The sequence below is a fragment of the Streptomyces sp. 63XJN7_1_ISO-PGPR-S23-121 genome, from assembly GCF_056173025.1.
In genome coordinates this window covers 7,604,446-7,627,712 of record NZ_CM149653.1, presented here as the reverse complement: position 1 = coordinate 7,627,712, position 23,267 = coordinate 7,604,446, and the positions used below count along the sequence as shown (strand labels likewise).

The window sequence follows — 23,267 nt, the reverse complement described above, 5'->3', positions numbered from 1 at the left end:
CTCCGAGGCCCGGGCCGCGTACACGGTACGCGTCCCGGGCCTCGTGCCGTCTTCGCCCACGAGGGCGCCGGACCCGACCGCCGGTCCCGACCGCCGGTCCCGGCCGCCGGCTCCCGGGCGCGGCGGGTCAGCCGTCGCCGTCCGCCGCGTCCGGGCCGGGCGGCGGCACGGGCGCCCCCGGCAGCCGCACCGTGGCCGTCGTGCCACCGTCCTCCGCCGGAGTCAGTGTCACCTCGCCGCCCGCCTGCTGGACCGTGCGCGCCACGATCGACAGGCCGAGGCCCGAGCCGGGCAGCGCGCGTGCCGACGGTGAGCGCCAGAAGCGGTCGAAGACGTGCGGGAGTTCCTCGGCGGGGATGCCCGGGCCGTGGTCGCGGACGGTGAGGACGCCGTCCTGGAGGTGTACGTCGACGGTGCCGCGCTCGGGGCTGAACTTCACCGCGTTGTCCAGGATGTTGACCATCGCGCGTTCCAGCGCGGAGGGTTCCGCCCGGACGTACCAGGGCCGGACGTCGGCGGTGATCGTCAGCTCCGGGCCGCGCAGGCGGGCCCGGCGCAGCGCCGCCTCGACGACGTCCTGCCAGGCGAGGATCTGCGTCTTGCCCGCGTGCTGGCCGGTGTCCGGCCGGGACAGCTCCTGGAGGTCGCCGATCAGCGCGGCGAGTTCCGTCATCTGCGCCTTCACGGAGGCGAGGAGGGCCCGGCGGTCGGCCTCGGGGATCGGGCGGCCGGTCTCCTCGCTGCGGGACAGCAGCTCGATGTTGGTGCGCAGGGAGGTGAGGGGGGTGCGCAGTTCGTGGCCGGCGTCGGCGATGAGCTGCTGTTGCAGGTCGCGGGAGCTGGCCAGGGAGGAGGTCATGGAGTTGAAGGAGCGGGAGAGGCGGGCGATCTCGTCCTCGCTGTCGTCCTCCACCGGGATGCGGACGTTCAGGTCCTCGGTGCGGGCCACGTGTTCGACGGCCTGAGCGAGGTCGTCCACCGGGCGCAGCCCGGCACGGGCGACGGCGAGCCCGGCGGCCCCGGCGCCCACGACGCCGATGCCGGAGACGAGCAGGAGGACCCAGACCAGCGAGGACAGCGGCTCGGTGACCTCCTTCACCGGCTTGGCGACGGACACGGCGATGCCGGGCTGCACCTGCTTGGTGAGCCGGTCGACGACCGGCCGGGTGTAGACGCGGACCGTGGTGCCGTCCGTGGTCCTGCCGGTGTGCAGGGTGCTCTCGGCCAGTCCGTCGGCGACGGCCACGTCCGCGTCCTGCACGCGCATCTGCTCGCTGCCCGGGTCGACGCACGTGGAGCCGTCCGAGTAGAGGATCGTGACGATGGGCGCGTTCGGTGCCTGGGGCAGCGCCTGCGGGTCGGCCGACCGGCAGTTCGCCAGCATGCTCTGCAGAAGCTGGCTGGAGACCTGTTCCCCGCGCAGCTGGTCGTCGAGCTGGTGGTAGAGCTGGTTGCGCACCACGAACCAGCAGGTCACCGAGGCCGCCGCCACCGCGAACGCCACCGCCGCCGCCACCAGCAGGGCCAGGCGGGAGCGCAGGGGCAGGCTGCGGAACCGTCGGATCACTCCGCGCCGCCCTGCCGCAGGACGTAGCCGACGCCGCGGACCGTGTGGACGAGGCGCGGTTCGCCGCCCGCCTCGGTCTTGCGGCGCAGGTACATGACGTACACGTCGAGGGAGTTGGACGACGGCTCGAAGTCGAAGCCCCAGACGGCCTTGAGGATCTGCTCCCGGGTGAGGACCTGGCGCGGGTGGGCCATGAACATCTCGAGGAGGGTGAACTCCGTGCGGGTCAGCTCCACCGGGCGCCCCGCCCGGGTGACCTCCCGTGTCGCCAGGTCCATGGTCAGGTCGGCGAAGCGGAGGGTGTCGTCGTCGCCGGCGGTGGCCTCGACCGCCGCCGCGTAGGAGCTGCGGCGCAGCAGCGCCCGGATGCGGGCGAAGAGTTCGTCCAGCTCGAAGGGCTTGACCAGGTAGTCGTCGGCGCCGGCGTCGAGGCCGGTCACCCGGTCGCCGACGGTGTCGCGGGCCGTGAGCATCAGGATCGGGGTCGTGTCGCCCGCGCCGCGGATCCGGCGGGCGGCGGTCAGGCCGTCCATGCGGGGCATCTGGATGTCGAGGACGACCAGGTCGGGCCGGTACGCCGCCGCCTTCTCCAGGGCGTCGGCGCCGTCGACGGCGACCTCGGTGCCGTACCCCTCGAAGGCGAGGCTGCGCTGGAGGGCTTCGCGGACCGCCGGCTCGTCGTCGACGATCAGGATGCGCTGGGGGTCACGGTCGCCTTCTGCGGGGCTCATGGTCTCGGGTTCCTCGGGTGCGGTGGGTACGGGCTGCCGACGCCTTCAGCGTCGCACGTCGGGGCGGGCCCCGGGGCGCGGCGCCGGGCGGTGCGGCGTCGTGCGTCCGGGTCAGCCCCGGGCGGCGCGACGGCGGTGCGTGGAGCGGCGCGCCACCCGGCGGGCGGGGGCACGGGTGGCCGCGCGGGCCGAGACCTCCGGCGGCCGGGGCGCCGGCGGGTGCAGCGCGGCGGCGACCTCGAGGGCGAGGGCGAGTGCGGCCGGGCCGCCGCCGGTGGACGTCGCCGCGTGGGCGATCCGCTGGATCATGGACTGTGCTCCTTCGCTCAGTTCTGGGCGCCCGCCCGCAGCGTGGCCAGGTCCGCCTTGACGGTGTTGACCGGGATGGCGAAGCCGAGGCCGACGCTGCCGGCGTCCGCCGAGGAGGAGGAACCGGCCGCCGAGTACATCGCCGAGTTGATGCCGATGATGTTGCCGTTCATGTCGATCAGCGCGCCGCCGGAGTTGCCCGGGTTGAGGGAGGCGTCCGTTTGGATCGCCTTGTACGTCGTCGTGGACGAGCCGGTGTCTCCGTTGAACTGCCGGCCGCCGAACTCGAACGGCCACTGGCCGCCCTGCTGCTGCTGTTGCTGCTGGCCCTCGTCGGTCGACACGGTCACGTCGCGGTTCAGGGCCGAGACGATGCCGCTGGTCACGGTGCCGGTCAGGCCCTCGGGCGAGCCGATCGCCACGACCTGGGCGCCGACCTGGACGCCGTCGGAGTCGCCGAGGGTGGCGGTCGTCAGGCCGGACGCGTTCTCCAGCTTGATCAGCGCCAGGTCCTTCCTGCTGTCGGTGCCGACGACCTGCGCGCCGTACTGCTTGCCGTCGCTGGTCGTCACCTTGACCGAGGAGGCGCCGGACACCACGTGGTTGTTGGTGATGATCTCGCCGTCGCCGGTGATGATCACACCGGAACCGGTGGAGGAGCCGGCGTTCGAGGTCGCGCTGATCTCGACGATGCTCGGGCTGACCGCCCGGGCCACGCCGGCGACTGTGCCCTTCTGGCTGGAGGGCACCACGGTGGTGCTGGTGGAGCTGGAGGCGACGGTGTCGCCGCCGGTCAGCTCCTGGATGCCGAAGGCGGTGCCGCCGCCGACGGCCGCCGCGACGATCGCCACGGCCGCGAGCAGGGCGACCGGGCCGCGCCGGCTCCTGCGGCGGGGCGGCCGGCGGGGCTCCTGCGGTGCCGCGGCCGCCGGAAGGTGGGGCGGCAGGGCCGGCGGGGGCGGCCACTCCGGGTTCACCGGGCTCGTGCGGCTCTCCGGCTCCGGAGAGGAGGCGTGCTGCCCGGCGCCCTCGTAGGGGGTGACGTACGGATTCGCGTTCTCGTACTCGCCGCTGCGGCGGAAGCTCTCGGTCATGTTCATGAGCTTCCCGCTCGCGGATGAGAGCTTTCTGAGTCCCGCCTGAGAAGCCCGGCAGAACCTCGTATGCCCGATATGAAGAGGCCCGCCCCGCAGTCGCCGAGCCGCCGTGAAGAGGCCCGTCCCGCAGCCGAGAGGCCGCCGGAGGGCGCCCGTGGCCGTACAGCCGCCGGAGGCTACTCGCAGCCGCAGGACCGCCGTACCACCAGCCGCGACGGGAACACCTTCAGCCGCTCCCGCCGCGAGCCCGCGACCCGCAGCCCGTCGTCCAGGACCAGGTCCACGGCGGACCGTGCCATCGCCGACCGGTCGGAGGCGACCGTGGTCAGCGGCGGGTCGGCCAGGTCCGCCTCCTTGATGTCGTCGAAGCCGGCCACCGCCAGCTCGCCGGGGACGTCGAGGCGCAGCTCGCGGGCCGCGCGCAGCAGGCCGATCGCCTGGTCGTCGGTGGAGCAGAAGATCGCGGGCGGGCGGTGCGGCCCGGCGAGGAGTTCCAGGGCCACCTCGTACGCGTCGTAGCGGTTGTACGGCGCCTCGAAGAGCCGGCCCTCGGTGGAGAGCCCGGCCTCCTTCATCGCCCGCCTCCAGCCCTCGACGTGGTCGGAGACCGGGTCGCCGACGGACGGGGTGTCGGCGGTGCCGCCCATGCAGGCGACGTACTCGTACCCGTGCTCCAGCAGGTGGCGCACGGCGAGCTGGGCGCCGCCCAGGTCGTCGGTGACGACGGCGACGTCGTCGATGGCCTCGGGGCGCTCGTGCAGCAGGACGATCCGGGCGTCCCACGCGTCGATCTCGGCCGCGGCGAGGTCGTTCAGGGCGTGGCTGACCAGGATCAGGCCGGAGACCCGCATGCCGAGGAAGGCCCGCAGGTAGTGGACCTCGCGCTCCGCGACGTAGTCGGTGTTGCCGACGAGGACCATCTTGCCGCGCTCGGACGCGGCCTGTTCGACGGCGTGCGCCATCTCCCCGAAGAAGGGCTGGCGGGCGTCCGGGATGATCAGGCCTATGAGGTCCGTGCGCCGCGACGCCATGGCCTGGGCGACCCGGTCGGGCCGGTACCCCAGCTCCTTGATCGCGGCGAGGACACGCTCGCGCGTGGCCGGGGCGACCGGCCGGGGTCCGTTGTTGATGACATAGCTGACGACGGCGGTCGAAGTCCCCGCCAGCCGCGCCACATCATCCCGAGTCACCTTGGCCACGCGCGGAGTCTACGCGGATGGACCCGCTCCGGGCAGGGCGTATCAGCCCTCGGTCCGCCCGGTCACGTTCGTGCCTCGGCCGTGGCGGGTGCCGCCTCCACGGCGTCCGCCTTCGCCCCGGACCCGGCCTTCGCCGTCGTCTCCTCCGCGGGCCGCTCCTTCTTCTCCGGCTTCTCGGGCGTGACGAAGCGGTAGCCGACGTTGCGGACGGTGCCGATCAGCGACTCGTGCTCGGGGCCGAGCTTGGCGCGCAGCCGCCGTACGTGGACGTCGACGGTGCGGGTGCCGCCGAAGTAGTCGTAGCCCCACACCTCCTGGAGCAGCTGGGCGCGCGTGAAGACCCGGCCCGGGTGCTGGGCGAGGTACTTCAGCAGCTCGAACTCCTTGAAGGTCAGGTCCAGGACCCGGCCCTTGAGCTTGGCGGAGTACGTCGCCTCGTCGACCGACAGGTCGCCGTTGCGGATCTCCATGGGGGAGTCGTCGCCGACGATCTGCCGGCGGCCCGTGGCCAGCCGCAGCCGGGCCTCGACCTCCGCCGGGCCGGCGGTGTCCAGCAGGACGTCGTCGATGCCCCAGTCGGCGGTGACGGCGGCGAGGCCACCCTCGGTGACGACGAGGATCAGCGGGCAGCTGAGGCCCGTGGAGCGCAGCAGCTGGCACAGGCTGCGGACCTGGGGGAGGTCGCGGCGCCCGTCGACGAGGATCGCGTCGGCGCCGGGGGTGTCGACGAGAGCGGGCCCCTCCGCCGGGGCCACGCGGACGTTGTGCAGCAGCAGGCCGAGGGCGGGGAGCACCTCCGTCGACGGCTGGAGGGCGTTGGTCAGGAGCAGCAGAGAACTCATCGCGCCCCACCTGCCTGGGTCGTCCTGCGGTCGTGCACGTTTCGCTCGCCCATAACGTCTGGTTCCTCCTCGGTCCCTGCGAGGACGTTTACGGCACTGCTTCGAACGGTGCGGATCCCACGCCCGCGGGGTCCGCTGCGGGTCCGGGAGGTGAACGCTGGTGAACGCTCCCGAAAGCACAAAAGGACCCGGGGGCTACGTTGCCCGAGTCCTCTGCCCAGCAGAATAGCCGACATGAGCGACGGTCGGGCAGGTCATGTGGCGCGTTCCACCATTCGTCCGCATCCCGGGACGCCCCGGGAGACGGCGGGACGGAGACCCCGCCGCACGCCCGCGCGGACGTTCCTGCGCACGTCCGACGAGGTGCGGATCGACGCGGTGTACGAGCCCGGCCCGGCCCGGCGGGACGCCGCCGACCTGGTGTTCGTCGTCGCGCACGGGTTCACCGGCGACGCCGGGCGCCCGCACGTGCGCCGGATCGCGCGGGCGTTCGCGCACCACGGGGCCGTCGTCACGTTCTCCTTCCGCGGCCACGGTGCCTCCGGCGGGCGCTCGACCGTCGGCGACCGCGAGGTGCTGGACCTGGCGGCGGCGGTGGCCTGGGCGCGCGGCTTCGGGCACGCGCGCGTGGTGACCGTCGGCTTCTCCATGGGCGGCTCGGTGGTGCTGCGGCACGCCGCGCTGTACGGCGGCGACAGCGCGGCCCGTACGGACGCCGTCGTCTCGGTGAGCGCCCCCGCCCGCTGGTACTACCGGGGCACGGCGCCCATGCGCCGGCTGCACTGGCTGGTGATGCGCCCCGCCGGGCGCCTGGTGGGCCGCTACGGACTGCGCACCCGTATCCACCACCGCGACTGGGACCCGGTGCCGCTGTCGCCGGTGGAGGCGGTGCCGCGGATCGCGCCGACGCCGCTGCTCGTCGTGCACGGCGACCGGGACGGCTACTTCCCGCTGGACCACCCCCGGATGCTGGCCGAGGCGGCCGGTGACCACGGCGAACTCTGGGTGGAGCCCGGCATGGGCCACGCCGAGCACGCCTCCGGCGAGGAGCTGCTGCGCAGGATCGGCGACTGGGCCGTGTCGCGGGCGGGCTAGCCTGACGGTGTTCACCGCCGGTCGGCACCGACGCCGACCGGCACCGGCGACGAAGGATCCAGATGGCAAAGGTCACGGTGCGCTACTGGGCCGCCGCGAAGGCCGCGGCGGGAGTGGCCGAGGAGCCGTACGAGGCGGCCACCCTCGCCGACGCGCTCGACGCGGTGCGCGAGAGCCACCCCGGCGAACTCACGCGCGTGCTGTCGCGCTGCTCGTTCCTCGTCGACGGCGACCCGGTGGGCACGCGCGCGCACGAGACGGTGCGGCTGGCCGAGGGCGGCACGGTCGAGGTGCTCCCGCCGTTCGCGGGAGGGTGACGATGACCGACCAGCCGTATCAGGGACAGCAGCCGCAGCAGCCGCATCAGCCGTACGCAGGACACGAGGGGTACGACGCTCAGGTGTGGCCCGGACAGCACCAGCAGGGCCACCGGGCGTACGACGCCCCGGACAGCGGCGAGCACACGCAGCAGTGGCAGGGACAGACCTGGGAGACCCAGCTGCAACCGCCCGTGCCGGCGGAGGAGACGGCCTACCTGCCGCCGCAGGGGGACAGCTCGTACGGCGGCGGGTACGGCGGGCAGACCCACGGATCGCAGCAGTACCAGCCGCAGCCGCAGCAGCAGTACCAGGCGCAACCACAGCAGTACCAGCAGCAGCCGCAGCAGCAGTACCAGCCGCAGCAGCCACAGGCACCGCAGCACGCGCAGCAGCAGGCACAGCCCCAGCAGCAGTACCAGGGGCAGCCGCAGCCATACCAGGCGCAGCCCCGGCCGCAGCCGTACCAGCCCCAGGCGTACACCCCGCAGCCGCAGCCGCAGCCCTACGCCCCCGAGCCTCCCGCGGCCTCCGCCGCCCCCGAGCCCCAGGCCGCCCCGGCTTCCCCGGCGGCTGCCGGTTCCGCCGGTTCCGCCGGCGGGCCCGAGTACGGGCCGGCCACCCTCGCGGGCAACGCCCGGATCACCGACGCGCAGCGGGCCCGCGCCGAGGGGCGTTCGCCGATCATCGACCCCGGGATGCAGCCGGCCGCGCTCACCGCGCTGCTCGGGCTGCTGCTGGCCGGCGCGGCCGCGGTCGGCACATACGCGCTGCTCGTCCCGCTGGTCGTCCTCCAGGCGGTCACCGCGGCGGGCTGGTTCCGGCTGAACGGCATGTGGCCCGCCCGGCAGGGCATCGCGCTGGGCTTCGCGGGCGCGCTGGCCGCGGACGCGGCGATGCTGGCGTCGGACCGTTCCCCGGCGGCGCTCCTCGGCACGCTCGGCGTGTGGGTGCTGCTGTCCCTCGTCCTGCAGCTGCGGTCGCACGCCGACCCGGACGAGCGGATGTACGGCCTGATGGCGACCGTCGCCGCGACGGCCCTGGCCGTCGTCGCGGGCGGGTACCTCGCGGCCGACGCGGACGCGGTGACGGCCGGCGCGGTCGCCGTGGCGGTGGCCGTCGTGGCCCGCGCGCTGCCGCTGCCGACGCCCGCGTCCGTGCTCGTCGCACTGCTCGCGGCGGCGGGCGCCGGGTTCGCGGCCGGCGCGGTGACGGACCTCGGCACGGCGGGGGCGCTGCTCGGAGCGGGCGCGGCCGTGTGCGCGCTGATCGGGCACCGGGTCGCGGCCTACGACTACCCGTCCCGGTTCGTGCACTTCACGGCGGGTGTGGCGCTGCCGCTGGCGGCCTCGGCACCGGCCGTGTACGTGCTCGGACGGGCGCTCGGCTGAGCCGGCCCCCGAGGCACTCGCGTTCCTCCTGTCACAGGTGATCGACAAAATCCGGCGGCCGTCATCCACCGCGTTAGGCTCGCGCTGGACGGCCGCCGGTCGTCGGGAAACCGCTGCCGTTGACGCCTACTGGTGGGGAACACTCGCATGCGCGCACTGCGAATACTGTTGGTCGTCGTCGTGATCCTGGGCGGCCTCTTCGTGATCGCCGACCGGATCGCGGTCAACTTCGCGGAGGACCGGGCGGCGGACAAGCTGCGCACCACGGAGAACCTGGCCTCGACGCCGGACGTGTCCATCAACGGCTTCCCCTTCCTCACGCAGCTCGCCGGCGGTGAACTCGACGAGGTCGAGGTCGGCATCCACGACTACGAGGCCGCCACCGGCGACGGCACCGAGAAGATCCGCATCGACGACCTGCGCGCGGACATGAAGGGCGTCGAGTTCTCCGGCGACTTCAGTTCCGCCACCGCGGCCACGGCCACCGGCACCGCGACGATCGGCTACGACGAGCTGATGAAGGCCGCCAAGTCCGAGCCCACGGACATCGGGCCCGGCATCACCGCCAAGGTCGTCGGCCTCTCCGACGGCGGCAACGGCAAGATCAAGGTCGCCCTCCAGGCCACGGTCCTGGGCGTCGAACTGCCCGAGCCGGTCGACGTCCTCAGCTCGGTCAAGGTCAAGGACGACAACGTCGAGGTGGTCGCCGACGGCCTGCCGACCATAGGCGGCAAGCAGTTCGCCGAGTCCCGGATCCGGGCCATCACCGACTTCCAGCAGACCATCGACGAGCTGCCCGGCGGGATCAAGCTGGACAAGGTCGAGGCGGCGAAGAACGGCGTCGAGATCTCGGTGAGGGGTTCGGGCGTCAAGCTGGCCGGGTAGGACGACGGTCGGCCCTCCGGGGAGGCCCACGGAGCGCCTCGCCGGCCGACGGCGGCGAGCCGGCGTCCGACAGGCGAGACGCCGATGTCCGTACCGCAGATGTGACGGCGGACGCGGCGGGCCGCGGGGCCGCCGGGCGACGCTCGGGCAGGGTTCGAATCCCACAGTGCGGACGATCGTGTCTCATCATGCGACACGCCGGTGACATGGCCCGGTATCCGTCCCTACGATCGGGGCTATGAAGCGACAGGCGGATCTCACGAAGCGGCGGGCAGTGGACCTGTGCCGCGTTGCCGCCATGCTCTGTCGCACCTTCTGAGCGGACGGCGACACCGCCGTCCGGTTCCCCTCACCGCCCTGCTCAGGGCACCCGCGCGCCGCTCCGGCATGAGCGCGCACACCCTCTCACTCGCACGCCCCGCCGCAACTGCCCCGGAGGAGAAAGCATGAGCCGCAGCGACGTCCTGGTCGACGCCGACTGGCTGCAGGACCACCTGGACGACCCGACCATCGCGATCGTCGAGGTGGACGAGGACACGTCCGCGTACGACAAGAACCACATCAAGAACGCGATCCGGATCGACTGGACCCAGGACCTCCAGGACCCGGTCCGCCGTGACTTCGTCGACCAGGAGGGCTTCGAGAAGCTCCTGTCGAAGAAGGGCATCTCCAACGACCACACCGTGGTCCTCTACGGCGGCAACAACAACTGGTTCGCGTCCTACGCCTACTGGTACTTCAAGCTGTACGGCCACGAGAACGTCAAGCTCCTCGACGGCGGCCGCAAGAAGTGGGAGCTGGACGCCCGCGAGCTGGTCGACGGCACCGAGGTGCCCGAGCGCGCGGCGACCGACTACAAGGCCAAGCCGCAGGACACGTCGATCCGCGCCTTCCGCGACGACGTCGTCGAGGCGATCGGCGCGCAGAACCTGGTCGACGTCCGCTCCCCCGACGAGTTCTCGGGCAAGCTGCTCGCCCCGGCCCATCTCCCGCAGGAGCAGTCGCAGCGTCCGGGCCACGTCCCGTCCGCCCGCAACATCCCGTGGTCCAAGAACGCCAACGACGACGGCACCTTCAAGTCGGACGAGGAGCTCAAGCAGCTCTACACCGACGAGCAGGTCGACCTGGCGAAGGACACCATCGCCTACTGCCGCATCGGTGAGCGCTCGGCCCTGACCTGGTTCGTGCTGCACGAGCTGCTGGGCGTGGAGAACGTCAAGAACTACGACGGCTCCTGGACCGAGTACGGCTCCCTCGTCGGCGTGCCGATCGAGCTCGGCGCCGCGAAGTAACCACCCCGACCGACCAACCCCCTCAGGAGTACGACATGTGCGGAGCGAAGGCCGGCGGCCCCGACGCCTCGACGATCAAGCCCGGTGAGACCACCATCCAGGGTCAGGTGACCCGCGACGGCGAGCCGGTGACGGGCTACGTCCGTCTGCTGGACTCCACCGGCGAGTTCACGGCGGAGGTCCCGACCTCCGCGACGGGCCAGTTCCGCTTCTACGCGGCCGAGGGCACCTGGACCGTACGGGCGCTCGTGCCGGGCGGCACCGCCGACCGCACCGTCGTCGCCCAGCAGGGCGGGCTGGCGGAGGTCGCGATCGCCGTCTGACGGCGGACGCGGCACACCACGGCCGAGGGGCCGCACCCACCGGGTTGGACACCTGGGGTGCGGCCCCTTCGGCGTGCACGGACCTACGCTGGACGTATGTACGCACGGCGGCGGCACGTCTACTTCGTGATGATGGGCACCTGCATCGCGCTGTTCGTGCTGGCCTGGGGAGTCGTCCGCCTCTGGTCCGTCCCGGCGGCCGTCGGCATGTGCGTGGTGGCCATGGTCATCCCCCCGCTGGCGGCGATGGTCGCCAACCGCCGTGGCCCCGACGACCGCTGGTGGGACGACCCCTCGGGCGACGCGAAGTCCGACGAGTGGTGGGACGAGCTGGACGGCAAGCGCCGCGGCCGCTGACGGGGGCGCCCCGGCGGGCCCGGTGGACGCGGGCTCAGTAGACGAGCGCCTGCGTGCCGTCGGCCAGGGACTCCTGTACGAAGACCTGGGCCCCCGCGATCCGCACGCCCTCCAGGACGTCCTTCTCGGTGATGTCGCGGCGGGCGGCGCACTGCGTGCACAGGGTCACCCGGCCCCCCGCCAGCAGCGCGTCGAGCAGGTCGGGCAGCGGCGCGGCGTGCGGCAGCTCGAACTCGGCCGCGCGGCCCGGCAGGGCGAACCAGGCGGACTCGCCGGTCAGCCACAGCGAGACGTCGACCCCGCTGGCCACGGCCACCGCCGCCACCGTGAACGCCTGAGAGCACCGCTCGGGCGCATCGGCCCCCGCCGTCACCTTGATCACGAGCTTCTTCGCCATGGCCGCATCGTACGGCCGCCGCGAGGGCACACCTCGTCCGGTGCCCTCCGGCCCGGCCGCGTAAGCTGGGCCCCGGCCCTGTGCACACAGCGCACGCACCGCACCCCGCTCAATCGAGGAGCACCCGTGGAGATCTTCTTCGAAACCCTGCTGGTCCTGGTCTGCGTCGGCGTCCTCGCCTTCGCCGGACTGACCGTGAAGAAGCTGTACCAGGGCCAGCGCTGACCCCTCACGCCAGGAAGTTCTGCTCATGATCGAGATCCCGTCCGACCTCCACAAGGACCTCGTCCCGCTCGCCTTCCTGCTCGGCGACTGGGCGGGCGCCGGCGTGCACGACTTCCCCGGTGCCGAGAAGTGCAACTTCGGCCAGGAGGTCACCTTCGGCCACGACGGCCGGGACTTCCTCGAGTACCAGTCCCACACCTGGGTGCTGGACCAGGACGGCAACAAGGTCCGCCCGCTGGAGTCCGAGCACGGCTACTGGCGCATCGACGCCCACCGCAAGGTCGAGGTCACGATGACCCGCGACGACGGCGTCATCGAGATCTGGTACGGCGAGATGGCCGACCAGAAGCCGCAGATCGACCTGGTGACCGACGCCGTGGCCCGCACGGCCGCCTCGCAGCCCTACACCGGCGGCAAGCGGCTGTACGGCTACGTCAAGAGCGACCTGATGTGGGTCGGCGAGAAGCAGACCCCCGAGGTCGAGCTGCGCCCCTACATGTCGGCGCACCTGAAGAAGGTCGTCACCCCGGAGGACGTCGAGCGCTGGGCCAAGGCCCTCCCCGACGACATGCCGGACGACGGGATCGCTTTCTTCAAGTAGTCCTAGACTCTTGGGTGTGGTGAGCACCGACTGGAAGAGCGACCTCAGGCAGCGCGGCTACCGGCTGACCCCGCAGCGGCAGCTGGTGCTCGAAGCCGTCGACACTTTGGAACACGCGACCCCCGACGACATCCTCGGCGAAGTGAGGAAGACGGCGTCGGGGGTCAACATCTCCACCGTGTACCGCACGCTGGAACTCCTGGAGGAGCTCGGGCTGGTCAGCCACGCCCACCTCGGGCACGGGGCGCCCACCTATCACCTCGCCGACCGGCACCACCACATCCACCTGGTCTGCCGGGACTGCACCAACGTCATCGAGGCCGACCTGTCGGTGGCCGCCGAGTTCACTGCCAAGCTGCGCGAACAGTTCGGCTTCGACACGGACATGAAGCACTTCGCGATCTTCGGCCGGTGCCGGGACTGCGCTCCGGAGGGCCCCGCCGCCGAGTCGTAGGCTAGGCATATGAAGAGCCCCCTGCTGTCCCTGCCCGGCGCCGTCCCCGCCGAGGGCGTGGACGAAGGCGTCGCCGCCCACTACGGCGACCTGTTCCGCGAGCAGCGTGCCCTCGCCGCCGGCACCGGCTTCGTCGACCTCTCCCACCGCGGGGTCGTGACGGTCACCGGCGACGACCGGCTGGCCTGGCTGCACCTGCTGCTCACCCAGCACGTCAGCGAGCTGCCGGCCGGCCGGGCCACCGAGGCGCTGATCCTCTCGGCCAACGGTCACATCGAGCACGCGCTGTACCTCGTGGACGACGGCGGGACCGTCTGGGCCCACGTGGAGCCCGGCAGCCAGGAGGCGCTGATCGCCTACCTGGAGTCGATGAAGTTCTTCTACCGGGTCGAGGTCGCCGACCGCACCGCGGACACCGCGGTCGTGCACCTGCCGGCCGGGTCCATCGCCACGGCCCCCGAGGGCGCCGTCGTACGCGAGACGCCGTACGGCCGTGATCTCTTCCTGCCGCGCGAGGACCTGGAGGCCTTCGCCGCCGAGGCCGGTCCGCCGGCCGGGATCCTCGCCCACGAGGCACTGCGCGTCGAGCAGCACCGGCCCCGCCTCGGCTTCGAGACCGACCACCGCACCATTCCCCACGAGCTGGGCTGGATCGGCACGGCCGTGCACCTCCAGAAGGGCTGCTACCGGGGGCAGGAGACCGTCGCCCGGGTGCAGAACCTGGGCAAGCCGCCGCGCCGGCTGGTCTTCCTGCACCTGGACGGCAGCGAGGTCCACCTGCCCCCCGCCGGCGCCGAGCTGCGCCTCGCCGACGACGGGCCCGACGGCCGCAGGATCGGTTTCGTCACCACGTCCGTACGCCACCACGAGCTCGGCCCGGTCGCCCTCGCCCTGGTCAAGCGGAACGTGCCCGTGGACGCCCCGCTGCTCGCCGAGACCACGGCCGCGGCCCAGGAGACGGTCGTGGAGCCGTAGGAGGCTCCTGGGGCCCGTCGTCCGGACCGGGCCCTAGACCTCGATCAGCACCGTGAACGGGCCGTCGTTCGTCAGGGACACCCGCATCCGCGCCCCGAAGCGGCCCGTCGCCACGGTCGCGCCCAGCGCGCGCAGCCGCGCGACGACCTCGTCGACGAGTGGTTCGGCGACGTCACCGGGGGCGGCGGCGTTCCAGGTGGGGCGGCGGCCCTTGCGGGCGTCGCCGTACAGGGTGAACTGGCTGATCACCAGGAGCGGGGCGCCGACGTCGCTGCACGACCTCTCCTCGTGCAGCATCCGCACCGACCACAGCTTGCGGGCGAGCTGCGCCGCCTTCTCCGCGGTGTCCTCGTGGGTCACGCCGACCAGGACGCACAGGCCCTCGCCCTCGATCGCGCCCACCGTCTCGCCGTCCACGACGACGCTCGCGCCGTCCACCCTCTGCACCACCGCACGCATGCCGCCATGATGCCGTGCCGCCCGGGGAGCCCGGCGGGCGGGCCGTACGGGGGCTTCTTTTCGCTCCGTAACCCCCCATCTGGGGCCGATCGGGGGCACTCGGTCACATAGTGGCCACTTGGGGTGGCACGATGCTTGCCGGACGCCGGTCGAGGGGACGGTTGAGGGATATGAGCACACCGAGTACGGGGCAGCCGACCGGGACTGTCGCGTGGACCTGCCCGGGGGGCCTGGAGCCACCCCGGCCGCCCGTGCAGCGCACGGACAGCCCGGAGTTGCCCGTGGGCCCGCCGGAGCCCGGCCTGCCCGTGCTGAGCCTGCCCGAGCTGCGCGCCCTGCGCCGGGACGCCCGGCACGAGGAGGCCGACCTCAGTTACGTACGGCGGCTGCTGCAGGGGCGGATCGACATCCTGCGGGCGGAGCTGGCCCGGCGCGGGCCGGCGTCCGCGGTGGATCCGGACGTGACGGCCGCGGAGTCCGTGGCGTCCGTCGTGGAGCGGCTGTCGGAGATCCTGACCGACGCGCCGGCCCGGCAGCGGTCCTCCGCACGCCATGTGACGCTGGGCACGCCGCGCAGCGAGGAGGGCCGGCGGCTGGCCGCGGAGATGCTCGGCGAGGTCGAGCTGTCCGACCTGACGGCCCGCACCGACCCGGAGCTGGCCGCCGCGATGGGCCGCCTCGTGCGCTACGAGCAGCGGGTCTCCCTGCGGCGCCAGCACCTGCAGCGGACGGCCGACGACTGCAGCGCGGAGATCGCACGCCGGTACCGTGAGGGGGAAGCACAAGTCGACGACCTGCTCGTGTGACGCGGGAGCGGCTTCCTCCAGCCGCCCCGCAGAGCCCGGTGAACCCGGGCCGTCACGGCGGCGGGTCACCCGTTCGGAAGGCCACCGCCGATGCCCGCGTCCCCGTCCGCGCCCACGTCCGCCCTCTCGCCCGCCGCACCGCCCGTCCTCGCCGAGGTCGTCCGGTCCGGCTTCGTCGAGGGGCGGCACCGGGGCAGTCTGGTCGTCCTGGCCGCCGACGGAGCCGTGGAGCTGGCGCTCGGGGACGTGACGGCGCCGGTCTTCCCGCGCTCCTCCAACAAGCCGATGCAGGCGGCGGGCGTGCTGCGGGCCGGCCTGGACCTGTCGGGGGAGCGGCTCGCGCTGGCCGCCGCCAGCCACTCCGGGGAGCCCTTCCACCGCGACCTGGTCCGCAAGATGCTCGACGAGCACGGTCTCGACCCGGCCCTGCTCCAGTGCCCGCCCGACCTGCCGCTGGACCCGGAGGAGCGCGACACGTACCTGGCCTCGGGCGCCGGGCCCGACCGGATCACCATGAACTGCTCCGGCAAGCACACCGCGATGCTGGCCGTCTGCGCCCAGCGCGGCTGGCCCCTGGAGACCTACCTGGACGCGGACCACCCGCTCCAGCGCCTCATCCACCGGGTGGTGGAGGACGCGGCGGGCGAGCCGGTCGCCGCGGTCGGCACGGACGGGTGCGGGGCGCCGCTGATGGCGATCAGCCTGGTGGGGCTGGCCCGCGCCTTCCGCGCCTTCGTGGGTGCCGAGCCCGGCACCGCCGAGCGCCGGGTCGCCGACGCGATGCGCGCCCACCCCGAGTACGTCGCCGGTACCCGCCGCGCCGACACCTGGCTGATGCACGAGGTGCCCGGCACGCTCTCCAAGATGGGCGCGGAGGCCGTCCAGGCGGTGGCCCTGCCGGACGGCCGCGCGCTGGCCTTCAAGGTCGAGGACGGGGCGAGCCGGGCGCTGGGCCCGGTGCTGGCCCGCGCGCTGACGCTGCTGGGCGTGGACGCCCCGGTGGTGGACCGCATCGGCCGCGCCCCGCTGCTGGGCGGCGGCCACGAGGTGGGGGAGATCCGCGCGGCCTTCTGAGACCCGCGGGCGCACGAGACCCGCGGGCGCACGAGGCCGGCGGGCGCACGAGGCCGGCGGGCGCACGAGGCCGGCGGGCGCACGAGGCCGGCGGGCCGCCGGGAGACGCCGGACGCCCGGCCGGCTTCCCGGGGGCCGTCCGGGGCGCCGGCCCGTGCGGGGCGCGGCAAATACCCGCGACGCCGGTGCGGTCGCCGACCTACCGTGAGCGCATGACCCGCCGCACCGACATCGACGTACGCCCCATATCCGAGGCCGAGCTCTCCGACTGGAGCCGGGCCATGAGCACCGGGTTCCTCCAGCCGCCCGCCGTCTCCGCGGAGCAGTTGGAGGCCCGCCGCCACGAGTTCGTCCCCGGACGGCTCCTCGGCGCCTTCGACGGCGACCGCTGCGTGGCGACCTTCCGGTCCTTCGACCAGGAGATCACCGCCGTCGGCGGGGCGCCCGTCCGCGCCGACGCCGTCTCCAACGTCACCGTCAGCCCGACCCACCGCCGGCGCGGCCTGCTCACCCGCATGATGGCGCAGGACCTGGCGGCGGCGAAGCAACGCGGAGACGTCGTCGCGACGCTGATCGCGGCGGAGTACCGGATCTACGGCCGCTACGGCTTCGGCCCCGCCACCACCATGACCGAGTGGACGGTCGACGTGCCCCGGGCCGGTCTCGACCCGCGCTGGGCCGCCCCGGAGGACGGCGGCCGGATCGACCTCGTGGACGGCGAGGACGTCCGCAAGCTGGGCCCCGAGCTGCACGAGCGGCTGCGCCGGACGCAGCCGGGCGCGGTGAGCCGGACCGACCTGTGGTGGCAGCTGCGCACCGGTGTGGTGAACATGCGGGGCACCCCGTGGACCGAGCCCTTCTACGCCGTGTACCGATCGGCGGGCGGCGAGGTCGAGGGCATGGTCTGCTACCGGGCGGACGACACGTGGGGCGACGCCAAGCAGCCGCTGAACACGGCGACCGTCGACTGGCTGCTCGGCGTGACGCCGGCCGCCGAGCGGGCGCTGTGGCGGTACCTGTGCTCGATCGACTGGATCACGACCGTGAAGAGCGGCTGGCGGGCCCCCGACGACCTGCTCCCGCACCTCCTGCCGGACCCGCGCGCGGCCAGGATCCTCACGCAGGCGGACTGGCTGTGGGTGCGGATCCTGGACGTCGTACGGGCGCTGGAGGCGCGTACGTACGGCGCCGAGGGGTCGCTGGTGCTGGAGGTCGTGGACCGGGACGGGCTGACCGGCGGGCGGTGGCGGCTGGAGGCCTCCGGGAACGGGGCGTCCTGCACGCCGACCACGGAGAGCGCCGCGCTGGTGCTCGACGTCGCCGAGCTGGCGGCGCTGTGGCTGGGTGACGAGTCGACCGTGCGGCTGGCGGCGCTCGGCCGGGTCCGGGAAGAGCGAGCGGGCGCCGCCCGGCTGGCCGACGCCCTGCTGCGTACGTCCAGGCGGCCTTGGTGCCCGGACCTGTTCTGACCCCGCTCCCTTCTGCCGGCGTCGGGTGGGCGCGCGCCGTCCGTAGCGGGCGCACGCTGTTCGGTTGTGGTTGTCGTGCGGTGGTACGGACCGCTGTCCGGGCTCCTGGCTCCCCTCCGGAACGGGAGCCCGGCCGGCGGTACGCCTGCTCAGCCGGACTGGGCGAGCAGCATCACGAGGATCACCGCGCCCACACCGCCGACGGCGGTGTTCTTCGCCTTGATGCCGATGGACAGGGCGACGAACGCGATGATTCCCATCGGCCCGTACCTCCACTGCACCAGCTGCTCGAACCCGATGGCCAGAGCGGCGACGACGATGGCGACGAACGGCATGGCGATCCCCCTTCGGGCCGTCCCGGGCGGGACGGGTCCCTTCTGCTGTCAGCGTGGTGACCAACCCTTGGAAGGGGAGGACCACGTTGCCCAAGTTGGCAGCCAACTTCTCTGAAGTTATCTCCGCTTGGGGGCGATGCATAACCACCTTCCCGTGAACTGCCCAAAGATGGCGGGAAGTTGTACTGTTTGGTCGTGGAACGGGATCACGTCGTCGTCAACGGTCGGAAGAAGCCGCAGGGGCCTGCGCGTACGCACCGCGAGGTGGCCGACGAACTGCGCGCCCGGATCAGGTCGGGGACGTTGCAGTCGGGGCAGCGCATGCCCACCCAGGCGCAGTTGGCGGACGAGTTCGGTGTGGAGCGCGGCACCGTTCGTCAGGCCCTGCGCATCCTGCAGTCGGAGCAGCTGCTCACCAATGTGTCCAAGGGGAGCCCGGCGACCGTCGCGCCCGACCCCGGAGCGGCCCTGACCGGCCCTCATGCGCTTCCCATGCCCACCACGGTGGCCCTCGCCCCGCGGATCGCGGACGCCTTCGCAGCCCCGCACGTCAGGATCGACGCGCTGTGCCTGACCGCGGTCTCCCTCACGCTCGCCATCGGCGAGGCCCTGCGCCAGATCCACACCGGACGACGGAAACCGGCCAAGGTCGACGTCCGGGTCCTGCTGCCCGGCCGCGGTATCGACCTGGCCTTCCCGGTACCGGTGACGGGCGGCGGTGACGAGGGCGCGGTGCACGAGCGGTGGCTGTCCATGCGCAACGCCCAGGGGCAGGTGCTCCAGCACAACCTGCGGTCGCTGCGCGCCACGCACGGCATCGACGTGAGCGTCTCGTTCCGCGCGCTGCCCTTCACCCCGCCGATGAAGCTGTACCTGCTCAACGGCGAGGAGGCGCTCTTCGCCTACTACACGCTCGACCGGCACGAACGACAGGTCGGTGACGAGCGGGTGCAGATGTACGACGCCGAGGGCACCCGCTCCACCCTGTTCGCCTTCGAGCAGGGGGCCGGCCGCCGTGACACGGCGTTCGTGCGGCAGTCGCAGCTGTGGTTCGACGCACTGTGGGAGACGATCAGTTCGGAGCTGGTGCTCACGGACTGACCGCCTCCCATGTCGGGTGTCCCCCGTGCGGATCCGGGGGCCGGCCCCTCACAGGGCGGGCCCCGCGACCAGCAGGGCCAGCACCACCGCGCCGGCGGAGCTGAGGGACGGGCTCTTTGCCTTGATGCCTATGGTGAGCAGGAGAAGGCCGACGACACCGGTGGCGCCGTACTTCCATTGGACGATCTGCTCGAAGGCGACGACGAAGACCGCGGAGACGAGAGCGAGGACGGGCATGGTCGTTTTCCCCCTTCGGAAGCTTCGGGACCTAAACCTCCGCCAACTTGGGTAAGTTGGCAACCAACTCTGCCTATGTTGTCCCCACTTGGCTACTAGTTATAAACAAGTTTCAAACAACTCCCGTTAGGTAGGTCGGAGTTGTAGCGTCTGGTCGTGACTCAGGAGAACGTGTCCGTGAACGGCAGCAGAAGGCTCTCGTCCCAGGAGATCGCCGACATCCTGCGGGAACGGATCCGCGGGGGTGAGCTCAGGGCGGGCGAGCGCCTGCCCACCCAGGCCGAGCTGGCCGACGAGTTCAAGGTCGAGCGCGGCACCGTCCGCCAGGCACTGCGGGCCCTCCAGGAGGACGGCCTGCTCACCAACGTCAGCAAGGGCAGCCCGCCCCGCATCGCCGAGCCCCCTCCCGCCCGGGGCGAGCCGCTGCCCACGATGGTGGCGCTCGGCCCCCGGCTGGCGGAGGCGTTCTCGGCGCCCCACGTGCGGGTGGACGTCGTCTGCCACACGTCGGAGACACTGATGCTGGCGCTCAGCGAGCCGCTGCGGCTGATCCACGAGGGCCGTATCCGCCCGGAGTCGATCGCCTTCCGCGTGCTGATGCCGTCGCGGCACATCGAACTGGCCTTCCCCGTCCTGGTCGCGGACGAGGAGGACGACCCGGTGCACACGCGCTGGCTGCAGATGCGCAACGCCCAGGCCCGCGTCCTCCAGCACAACCTGTACGCCGTGCGCTCCACCCACCGGGTCGACGTGCGCATCGACTTCCGCGCGCTGCCTTTCACCCCGCCGATGAAGCTGTACCTGCTCAACGGGGAGGAGGCGCTCCTCGGCTACTACATGCTCACCCGGCGCGAGGAGGAGTACGAGAGCCGGACGCTGGAGATGTACGACGCCCTCGGCTCCCAGTCGCTGCTGTTCTCCTTCCTGAAGCGCACGGGACAGCGGGACGAGGTGTTCGTGAAGGAATCACAGAAGTGGTTCGACGCCCTCTGGGAAACCATCACCACGGACATGACACTCTCCTAGTGACCTCTGATACGAAGCAGACGGAGCGGGTGGCGGCGGACACGGAGAACCTCGGACGGGTGGTGCGCGGCGCCCGCTTCGTCCTCTGGGACTTCGACGGGCCGATCTGCCGGCTGTTCGCCGGGCACACGGCGGAGCGGGTGGCGGCCGGCCTCGTCGACTGGCTCGAACGGCGCGGGCTGCGCGGCCTGCTGACCGAGGAGGAGAGGGAGTCGGCGGATCCGCACGCCGTCCTGCGCGCGGTCGACCGCCGGCACCCCGACAGCGACCTGGTGGCGGAACTGGAGGAACGCCTCACCCAGGAGGAGCTGCGGGCCACGGCCTCCGCCATGCCGACCGCCTACGCCGATCCGCTGATCCGGACCTGGACGGCCGTCGGCGTCGGGCTGGCCGTCGCCACCAACAACGCCCCCGGCGTGGTGCGCGCCTATCTGACCGGCCGGAGCCTGCTGCCGTGCTTCGCGCCGCACATCTACGGCCGCACCCAGGAGCTGAGGCTCCTCAAGCCCGACCCGCACACCCTCGTCCGGGCGCTCGGCGCGATGGGGGCCGCTCCGTCCGCCTCCCTGTTCATCGGCGACTCGCCCTCGGACTGCGAGGCGGCCCAGCGGGCCCGGGTCCCGTTCCTCGGCTACGCCCGCGACGAACGCAAGGAGAAGTCCCTGCGGGACGCCGGCGCGGGCACCGTCGTCGGCTCCTTCGAACCGCTGCTGGCACTGCTTCGCACCGGCGGGACGTCCGACGGCTGACTCCGGCGTTCGGCGGACACCGTTCGGACGCGTCCGCCGGTGACGGGCCGCAGGCGTTACTCTCCGGCCATGCACCGTCTGCCCCACCGAGCGCGCAAGGCGCTCGTGCGCCATTTCGTGGAGTCCCGGAGGCTCCGCGGCAGGGGCGAGGTGCTGCGGGGACACCACAACACCAACTACGTGCTGCGCGCCGGGCCGGTGCTGGCGCTGCTGCTGGGCGCGGTGCCGTTCACCAGGTTCAAGTACCGCGTCCCGCTGACGACCGTCGAGGTCGTGCCGCGCATCTGGCCGCGGGAGTCGGAGGTGCTCCGCGTCGTGTGCCGGCACCTGCGCGAGGTGCCGGCCTGCCTCGCCGACCTCGGCGACCGCTCCGTGCACCGGTACCGGACGGGCCGGGCCCTCAGCGAGATCCGGCCCGACGGGACCGGGGGCGCGGACGAGACGCTCATGCGTGAGTTCGCCGCGTTCTTCGTCAGGACCGCGCGGGTTCCCGTCGCGGAACTGCCGCCCCGCCCCGGCGACTGGCCCGGGGACGGCGACACCCAGGGCTTCCTGGAGTGGCTCGTCCGCTTCACCGAGGAGCGGGTGCACCTCCCCAACCGGGACCGCTTCGGGGCGCTCTTCGACGCGGTCGGCGTCCCCCGGGACGCGATGGCCCGGTTCGCCGCGCACCACCGCTGCCGGGCGGCCAGGCCGTTCCGGCTGCTGCACACGGACGTCCACCGCGCCAACACGGTGCTGTGGGGCAAGCGGCTGACGGTGATCGACTGGGAACTGGCGATATTCGGTGACCCCCTGCACGACCTCGCGACGCACCTCGTCCGCATGGGGTACGAGAAGCACGACCAGGTCCGCATGACGGAGCTGTGGACCGGGGCGATGGAGGAGGCGGGGCTCGCGGAGCTGACCGCCGGGCTGGACGACGACCTTCCCGTCTACCTGGCGTTCGAGCACGCGCAGTCCGTCTTCCCGGACGTCATGCGCGCGGCGATCGGCCTGCCCGCCGACGCGTCCGCGGAGCACTTCGGCGCGGCCGCCGACCGTGTCCGGCGTGCGACACGGCTGGCCCGTGAGCCGCTCCGGCTGGTCGACGTACCGGGCCGGGAACAGGTCCTGGACGCGCTGTGGGCGTGGCACGGCGCGCACGGCCGGCCGGACGGCGCCCCCTCGCGCCCGGCCCGGCGGCCCGCGTAGCCCGCGCCCCCCTCTTCCTCCCGGTACCGGCACCGGACACCGGGCACTACGGGTGGGCCGGAGCCGCTTGCCGCGGCCGGTGGGAGCGGTGCGTAGGCTCGCGCCATGAGCGAGATCGGCCTGCGTGAGCGCAAGCGGCAGCGGATGTTCCAGCGGCTGTCGGACATCGCCGTCGGGCTCTTCCTGGAGAAGGGATTCGACGCGGTGTCCGTCGCGGAGGTGGCCGCCGCGGCCGAGATCTCCAAGCCGACGCTCTTCCGGTACTTCTCGGCGAAGGAGGACCTCGTCCTGCACCGGATCGCCGATCACGAGGGCGAGGCGGCCCGGGTGGCGGGGGAGGGGCCCGCGCCGCTCACCGCGCTGCGGCGGCACTTCCTGGCGGGGCTGGAGCGGTCGGACCCGGTGACCGGCCTCGACGACCGCCCCGAGGTGCTCGCCTTCCACCGGCTGCTCTACGGCACCCCCGCCCTGGTGGCCCGGCTCCACGGCCACCTGGAACGGTCGGAGGCCGCGCTCGCCGGGGCCCTCGGCGGCGACCTGGACGCCAGGCTGGCCGCCGGGCAGATCATCGCCGTGCAGCGGGTCCTCGCCCAGGAGAACTGGCGGCGGATCGAGGCCGGGGAGCGGGTGGCGGACGTGCGGGCGGACGCCGTGGCGGCGGCGGAGCGCGCGTTCGGGCGGCTGGCGGCGGGTCTGCCGCACCTCGCCTGATCAGGACTGGGTAATTAATTTAACCGAGTAACGCTTTCTCGGTTACGCT

Annotated in this window: 29 protein-coding genes; 19 read left to right on the top strand and 10 right to left on the bottom strand. The window is 72.9% G+C overall.

Annotation, left to right across the window (positions count from 1 at the left end; translation table 11 throughout):
* Positions 1-127: 127 nt before the first annotated feature.
* The 6 genes from AC0VYN_RS34125 to AC0VYN_RS34100 form a co-directional block, all read right to left on the bottom strand.
* A complete protein-coding gene (locus AC0VYN_RS34125) occupies positions 128-1,567 on the bottom strand; it encodes a sensor histidine kinase (RefSeq protein ID WP_475534079.1) in 1,440 nt (479 codons plus the stop codon).
* Positions 1,564-2,298: a response regulator transcription factor gene (locus AC0VYN_RS34120; RefSeq protein ID WP_385458103.1), complete on the bottom strand. Its 735-nt coding sequence runs from the start codon at positions 2,296-2,298 to the stop codon at positions 1,564-1,566. The genes AC0VYN_RS34125 and AC0VYN_RS34120 overlap by 4 nt, the downstream gene beginning before the upstream one ends.
* A 111-nt stretch (positions 2,299-2,409) precedes the next feature.
* The gene (locus AC0VYN_RS34115) at positions 2,410-2,607 is read right to left on the bottom strand and encodes a hypothetical protein (protein ID WP_475534078.1); all 198 of its coding nucleotides are present in this window, start codon (positions 2,605-2,607) and stop codon (positions 2,410-2,412) included.
* A gap of 17 nt (positions 2,608-2,624) precedes the next feature.
* A complete protein-coding gene (locus AC0VYN_RS34110; RefSeq protein ID WP_475534077.1) occupies positions 2,625-3,701 on the bottom strand; it encodes a S1C family serine protease in 1,077 nt (358 codons plus the stop codon).
* 179 nt (positions 3,702-3,880) lie between these two features.
* Entirely contained in the window at positions 3,881-4,903 is a 1,023-nt protein-coding gene (locus tag AC0VYN_RS34105; RefSeq protein WP_475534076.1) for a LacI family DNA-binding transcriptional regulator, read from the bottom strand.
* 62 nt (positions 4,904-4,965) lie between these two features.
* Complete coding sequence (locus tag AC0VYN_RS34100; RefSeq protein WP_475534075.1) at positions 4,966-5,745, bottom strand: winged helix-turn-helix transcriptional regulator; 780 nt, start codon at positions 5,743-5,745, stop codon at positions 4,966-4,968.
* Between the two features lie 234 nt (positions 5,746-5,979).
* On the opposite strand from AC0VYN_RS34100, the gene AC0VYN_RS34095 reads away from it, so the two are divergent.
* From AC0VYN_RS34095 to AC0VYN_RS34060, 8 genes are all read left to right on the top strand, one after another.
* Positions 5,980-6,840, top strand: coding sequence for an alpha/beta hydrolase (locus tag AC0VYN_RS34095; RefSeq protein WP_475534074.1), 861 nt, complete (start codon positions 5,980-5,982; stop codon positions 6,838-6,840).
* A 62-nt stretch (positions 6,841-6,902) separates the two neighbouring features.
* Entirely contained in the window at positions 6,903-7,157 is a 255-nt protein-coding gene (locus AC0VYN_RS34090; protein WP_475534073.1) for a MoaD/ThiS family protein, read from the top strand.
* A 2-nt stretch (positions 7,158-7,159) separates the two neighbouring features.
* Complete coding sequence (locus AC0VYN_RS34085; RefSeq protein WP_475534072.1) at positions 7,160-8,548, top strand: hypothetical protein; 1,389 nt, start codon at positions 7,160-7,162, stop codon at positions 8,546-8,548.
* A gap of 147 nt (positions 8,549-8,695) precedes the next feature.
* Positions 8,696-9,433: an LmeA family phospholipid-binding protein gene (locus AC0VYN_RS34080; protein ID WP_475534071.1), complete on the top strand. Its 738-nt coding sequence runs from the start codon at positions 8,696-8,698 to the stop codon at positions 9,431-9,433.
* Positions 9,434-9,671: 238 nt separating this feature from the next.
* Positions 9,672-9,752: a putative leader peptide gene (locus AC0VYN_RS34075; protein WP_350310325.1), complete on the top strand. Its 81-nt coding sequence runs from the start codon at positions 9,672-9,674 to the stop codon at positions 9,750-9,752.
* Positions 9,753-9,879: 127 nt separating this feature from the next.
* Positions 9,880-10,725: a sulfurtransferase gene (locus tag AC0VYN_RS34070; protein WP_385458119.1), complete on the top strand. Its 846-nt coding sequence runs from the start codon at positions 9,880-9,882 to the stop codon at positions 10,723-10,725.
* 35 nt (positions 10,726-10,760) lie between these two features.
* Positions 10,761-11,048: a DUF1416 domain-containing protein gene (locus AC0VYN_RS34065; RefSeq protein ID WP_004986406.1), complete on the top strand. Its 288-nt coding sequence runs from the start codon at positions 10,761-10,763 to the stop codon at positions 11,046-11,048.
* Positions 11,049-11,144: 96 nt separating this feature from the next.
* The gene (locus AC0VYN_RS34060; protein WP_362489740.1) at positions 11,145-11,405 is read left to right on the top strand and encodes a DUF3099 domain-containing protein; all 261 of its coding nucleotides are present in this window, start codon (positions 11,145-11,147) and stop codon (positions 11,403-11,405) included.
* 34 nt (positions 11,406-11,439) lie between these two features.
* On the opposite strand, the gene AC0VYN_RS34055 is transcribed toward AC0VYN_RS34060, so the two are convergent.
* On the bottom strand, positions 11,440-11,802 hold the full coding sequence (locus AC0VYN_RS34055) for a DsrE family protein (RefSeq protein WP_451686668.1): 363 nt from the start codon (positions 11,800-11,802) through the stop codon (positions 11,440-11,442).
* A gap of 250 nt (positions 11,803-12,052) precedes the next feature.
* Between AC0VYN_RS34055 and AC0VYN_RS34050 the strand changes: the two genes are divergently transcribed.
* From AC0VYN_RS34050 to ygfZ, 3 genes are read left to right on the top strand one after another with little or no spacing between them, the layout of a single operon-like run.
* Positions 12,053-12,628, top strand: a complete 576-nt coding sequence (locus tag AC0VYN_RS34050) for a heme-binding beta-barrel domain-containing protein (protein ID WP_385458124.1) — start codon at positions 12,053-12,055, stop codon at positions 12,626-12,628.
* Between the two features lie 16 nt (positions 12,629-12,644).
* Positions 12,645-13,082 carry a Fur family transcriptional regulator gene (locus AC0VYN_RS34045; protein ID WP_451686666.1) on the top strand — a complete coding sequence of 146 codons (438 nt, stop codon included), beginning with the start codon at positions 12,645-12,647 and terminating at the stop codon, positions 13,080-13,082.
* A 9-nt stretch (positions 13,083-13,091) separates the two neighbouring features.
* Positions 13,092-14,057 carry a CAF17-like 4Fe-4S cluster assembly/insertion protein YgfZ gene (gene ygfZ, locus AC0VYN_RS34040; protein ID WP_475534070.1) on the top strand — a complete coding sequence of 322 codons (966 nt, stop codon included), beginning with the start codon at positions 13,092-13,094 and terminating at the stop codon, positions 14,055-14,057.
* Positions 14,058-14,090: 33 nt separating this feature from the next.
* On the opposite strand, the gene dtd is transcribed toward ygfZ, so the two are convergent.
* The gene (gene dtd / locus AC0VYN_RS34035) at positions 14,091-14,516 is read right to left on the bottom strand and encodes a D-aminoacyl-tRNA deacylase (RefSeq protein ID WP_475534069.1); all 426 of its coding nucleotides are present in this window, start codon (positions 14,514-14,516) and stop codon (positions 14,091-14,093) included.
* Positions 14,517-14,686: 170 nt separating this feature from the next.
* On the opposite strand from dtd, the gene AC0VYN_RS34030 reads away from it, so the two are divergent.
* From AC0VYN_RS34030 to AC0VYN_RS34020, 3 genes are all read left to right on the top strand, one after another.
* On the top strand, positions 14,687-15,322 hold the full coding sequence (locus AC0VYN_RS34030; RefSeq protein ID WP_475534068.1) for an RsiG family protein: 636 nt from the start codon (positions 14,687-14,689) through the stop codon (positions 15,320-15,322).
* Between the two features lie 90 nt (positions 15,323-15,412).
* On the top strand, positions 15,413-16,396 hold the full coding sequence (locus tag AC0VYN_RS34025; protein ID WP_385458133.1) for an asparaginase: 984 nt from the start codon (positions 15,413-15,415) through the stop codon (positions 16,394-16,396).
* A gap of 212 nt (positions 16,397-16,608) precedes the next feature.
* Complete coding sequence (locus AC0VYN_RS34020; RefSeq protein WP_475534067.1) at positions 16,609-17,865, top strand: GNAT family N-acetyltransferase; 1,257 nt, start codon at positions 16,609-16,611, stop codon at positions 17,863-17,865.
* Between the two features lie 149 nt (positions 17,866-18,014).
* Here AC0VYN_RS34020 and AC0VYN_RS34015 read toward each other — a convergent pair whose 3' ends face one another.
* Positions 18,015-18,200: a hypothetical protein gene (locus AC0VYN_RS34015; RefSeq protein ID WP_385458137.1), complete on the bottom strand. Its 186-nt coding sequence runs from the start codon at positions 18,198-18,200 to the stop codon at positions 18,015-18,017.
* Between the two features lie 189 nt (positions 18,201-18,389).
* Here AC0VYN_RS34015 and AC0VYN_RS34010 point away from each other — a divergent pair, with 189 nt between their 5' ends.
* Complete coding sequence (locus AC0VYN_RS34010) at positions 18,390-19,301, top strand: winged helix-turn-helix domain-containing protein (RefSeq protein WP_475534066.1); 912 nt, start codon at positions 18,390-18,392, stop codon at positions 19,299-19,301.
* Positions 19,302-19,349: 48 nt separating this feature from the next.
* Here AC0VYN_RS34010 and AC0VYN_RS34005 read toward each other — a convergent pair whose 3' ends face one another.
* Positions 19,350-19,538 (bottom strand): hypothetical protein, encoded by a 189-nt coding sequence (locus AC0VYN_RS34005; RefSeq protein ID WP_385458139.1) that lies wholly within the window; start codon positions 19,536-19,538, stop codon positions 19,350-19,352.
* 150 nt (positions 19,539-19,688) lie between these two features.
* Here AC0VYN_RS34005 and AC0VYN_RS34000 point away from each other — a divergent pair, with 150 nt between their 5' ends.
* The 4 genes from AC0VYN_RS34000 (at position 19,689) to AC0VYN_RS33985 (ending at position 23,218) form a co-directional block, all read left to right on the top strand.
* Positions 19,689-20,564, top strand: coding sequence for a GntR family transcriptional regulator (locus AC0VYN_RS34000; RefSeq protein ID WP_475537040.1), 876 nt, complete (start codon positions 19,689-19,691; stop codon positions 20,562-20,564).
* Positions 20,564-21,313, top strand: coding sequence for an HAD family hydrolase (locus AC0VYN_RS33995; RefSeq protein ID WP_475534065.1), 750 nt, complete (start codon positions 20,564-20,566; stop codon positions 21,311-21,313). The genes AC0VYN_RS34000 and AC0VYN_RS33995 overlap by 1 nt, the downstream gene beginning before the upstream one ends.
* 69 nt (positions 21,314-21,382) lie before the next feature.
* On the top strand, positions 21,383-22,507 hold the full coding sequence (locus AC0VYN_RS33990) for a phosphotransferase family protein (protein WP_475534064.1): 1,125 nt from the start codon (positions 21,383-21,385) through the stop codon (positions 22,505-22,507).
* A 105-nt stretch (positions 22,508-22,612) separates the two neighbouring features.
* Positions 22,613-23,218: a TetR/AcrR family transcriptional regulator gene (locus AC0VYN_RS33985; RefSeq protein WP_475534063.1), complete on the top strand. Its 606-nt coding sequence runs from the start codon at positions 22,613-22,615 to the stop codon at positions 23,216-23,218.
* Positions 23,219-23,267 lie beyond the last annotated feature (49 nt).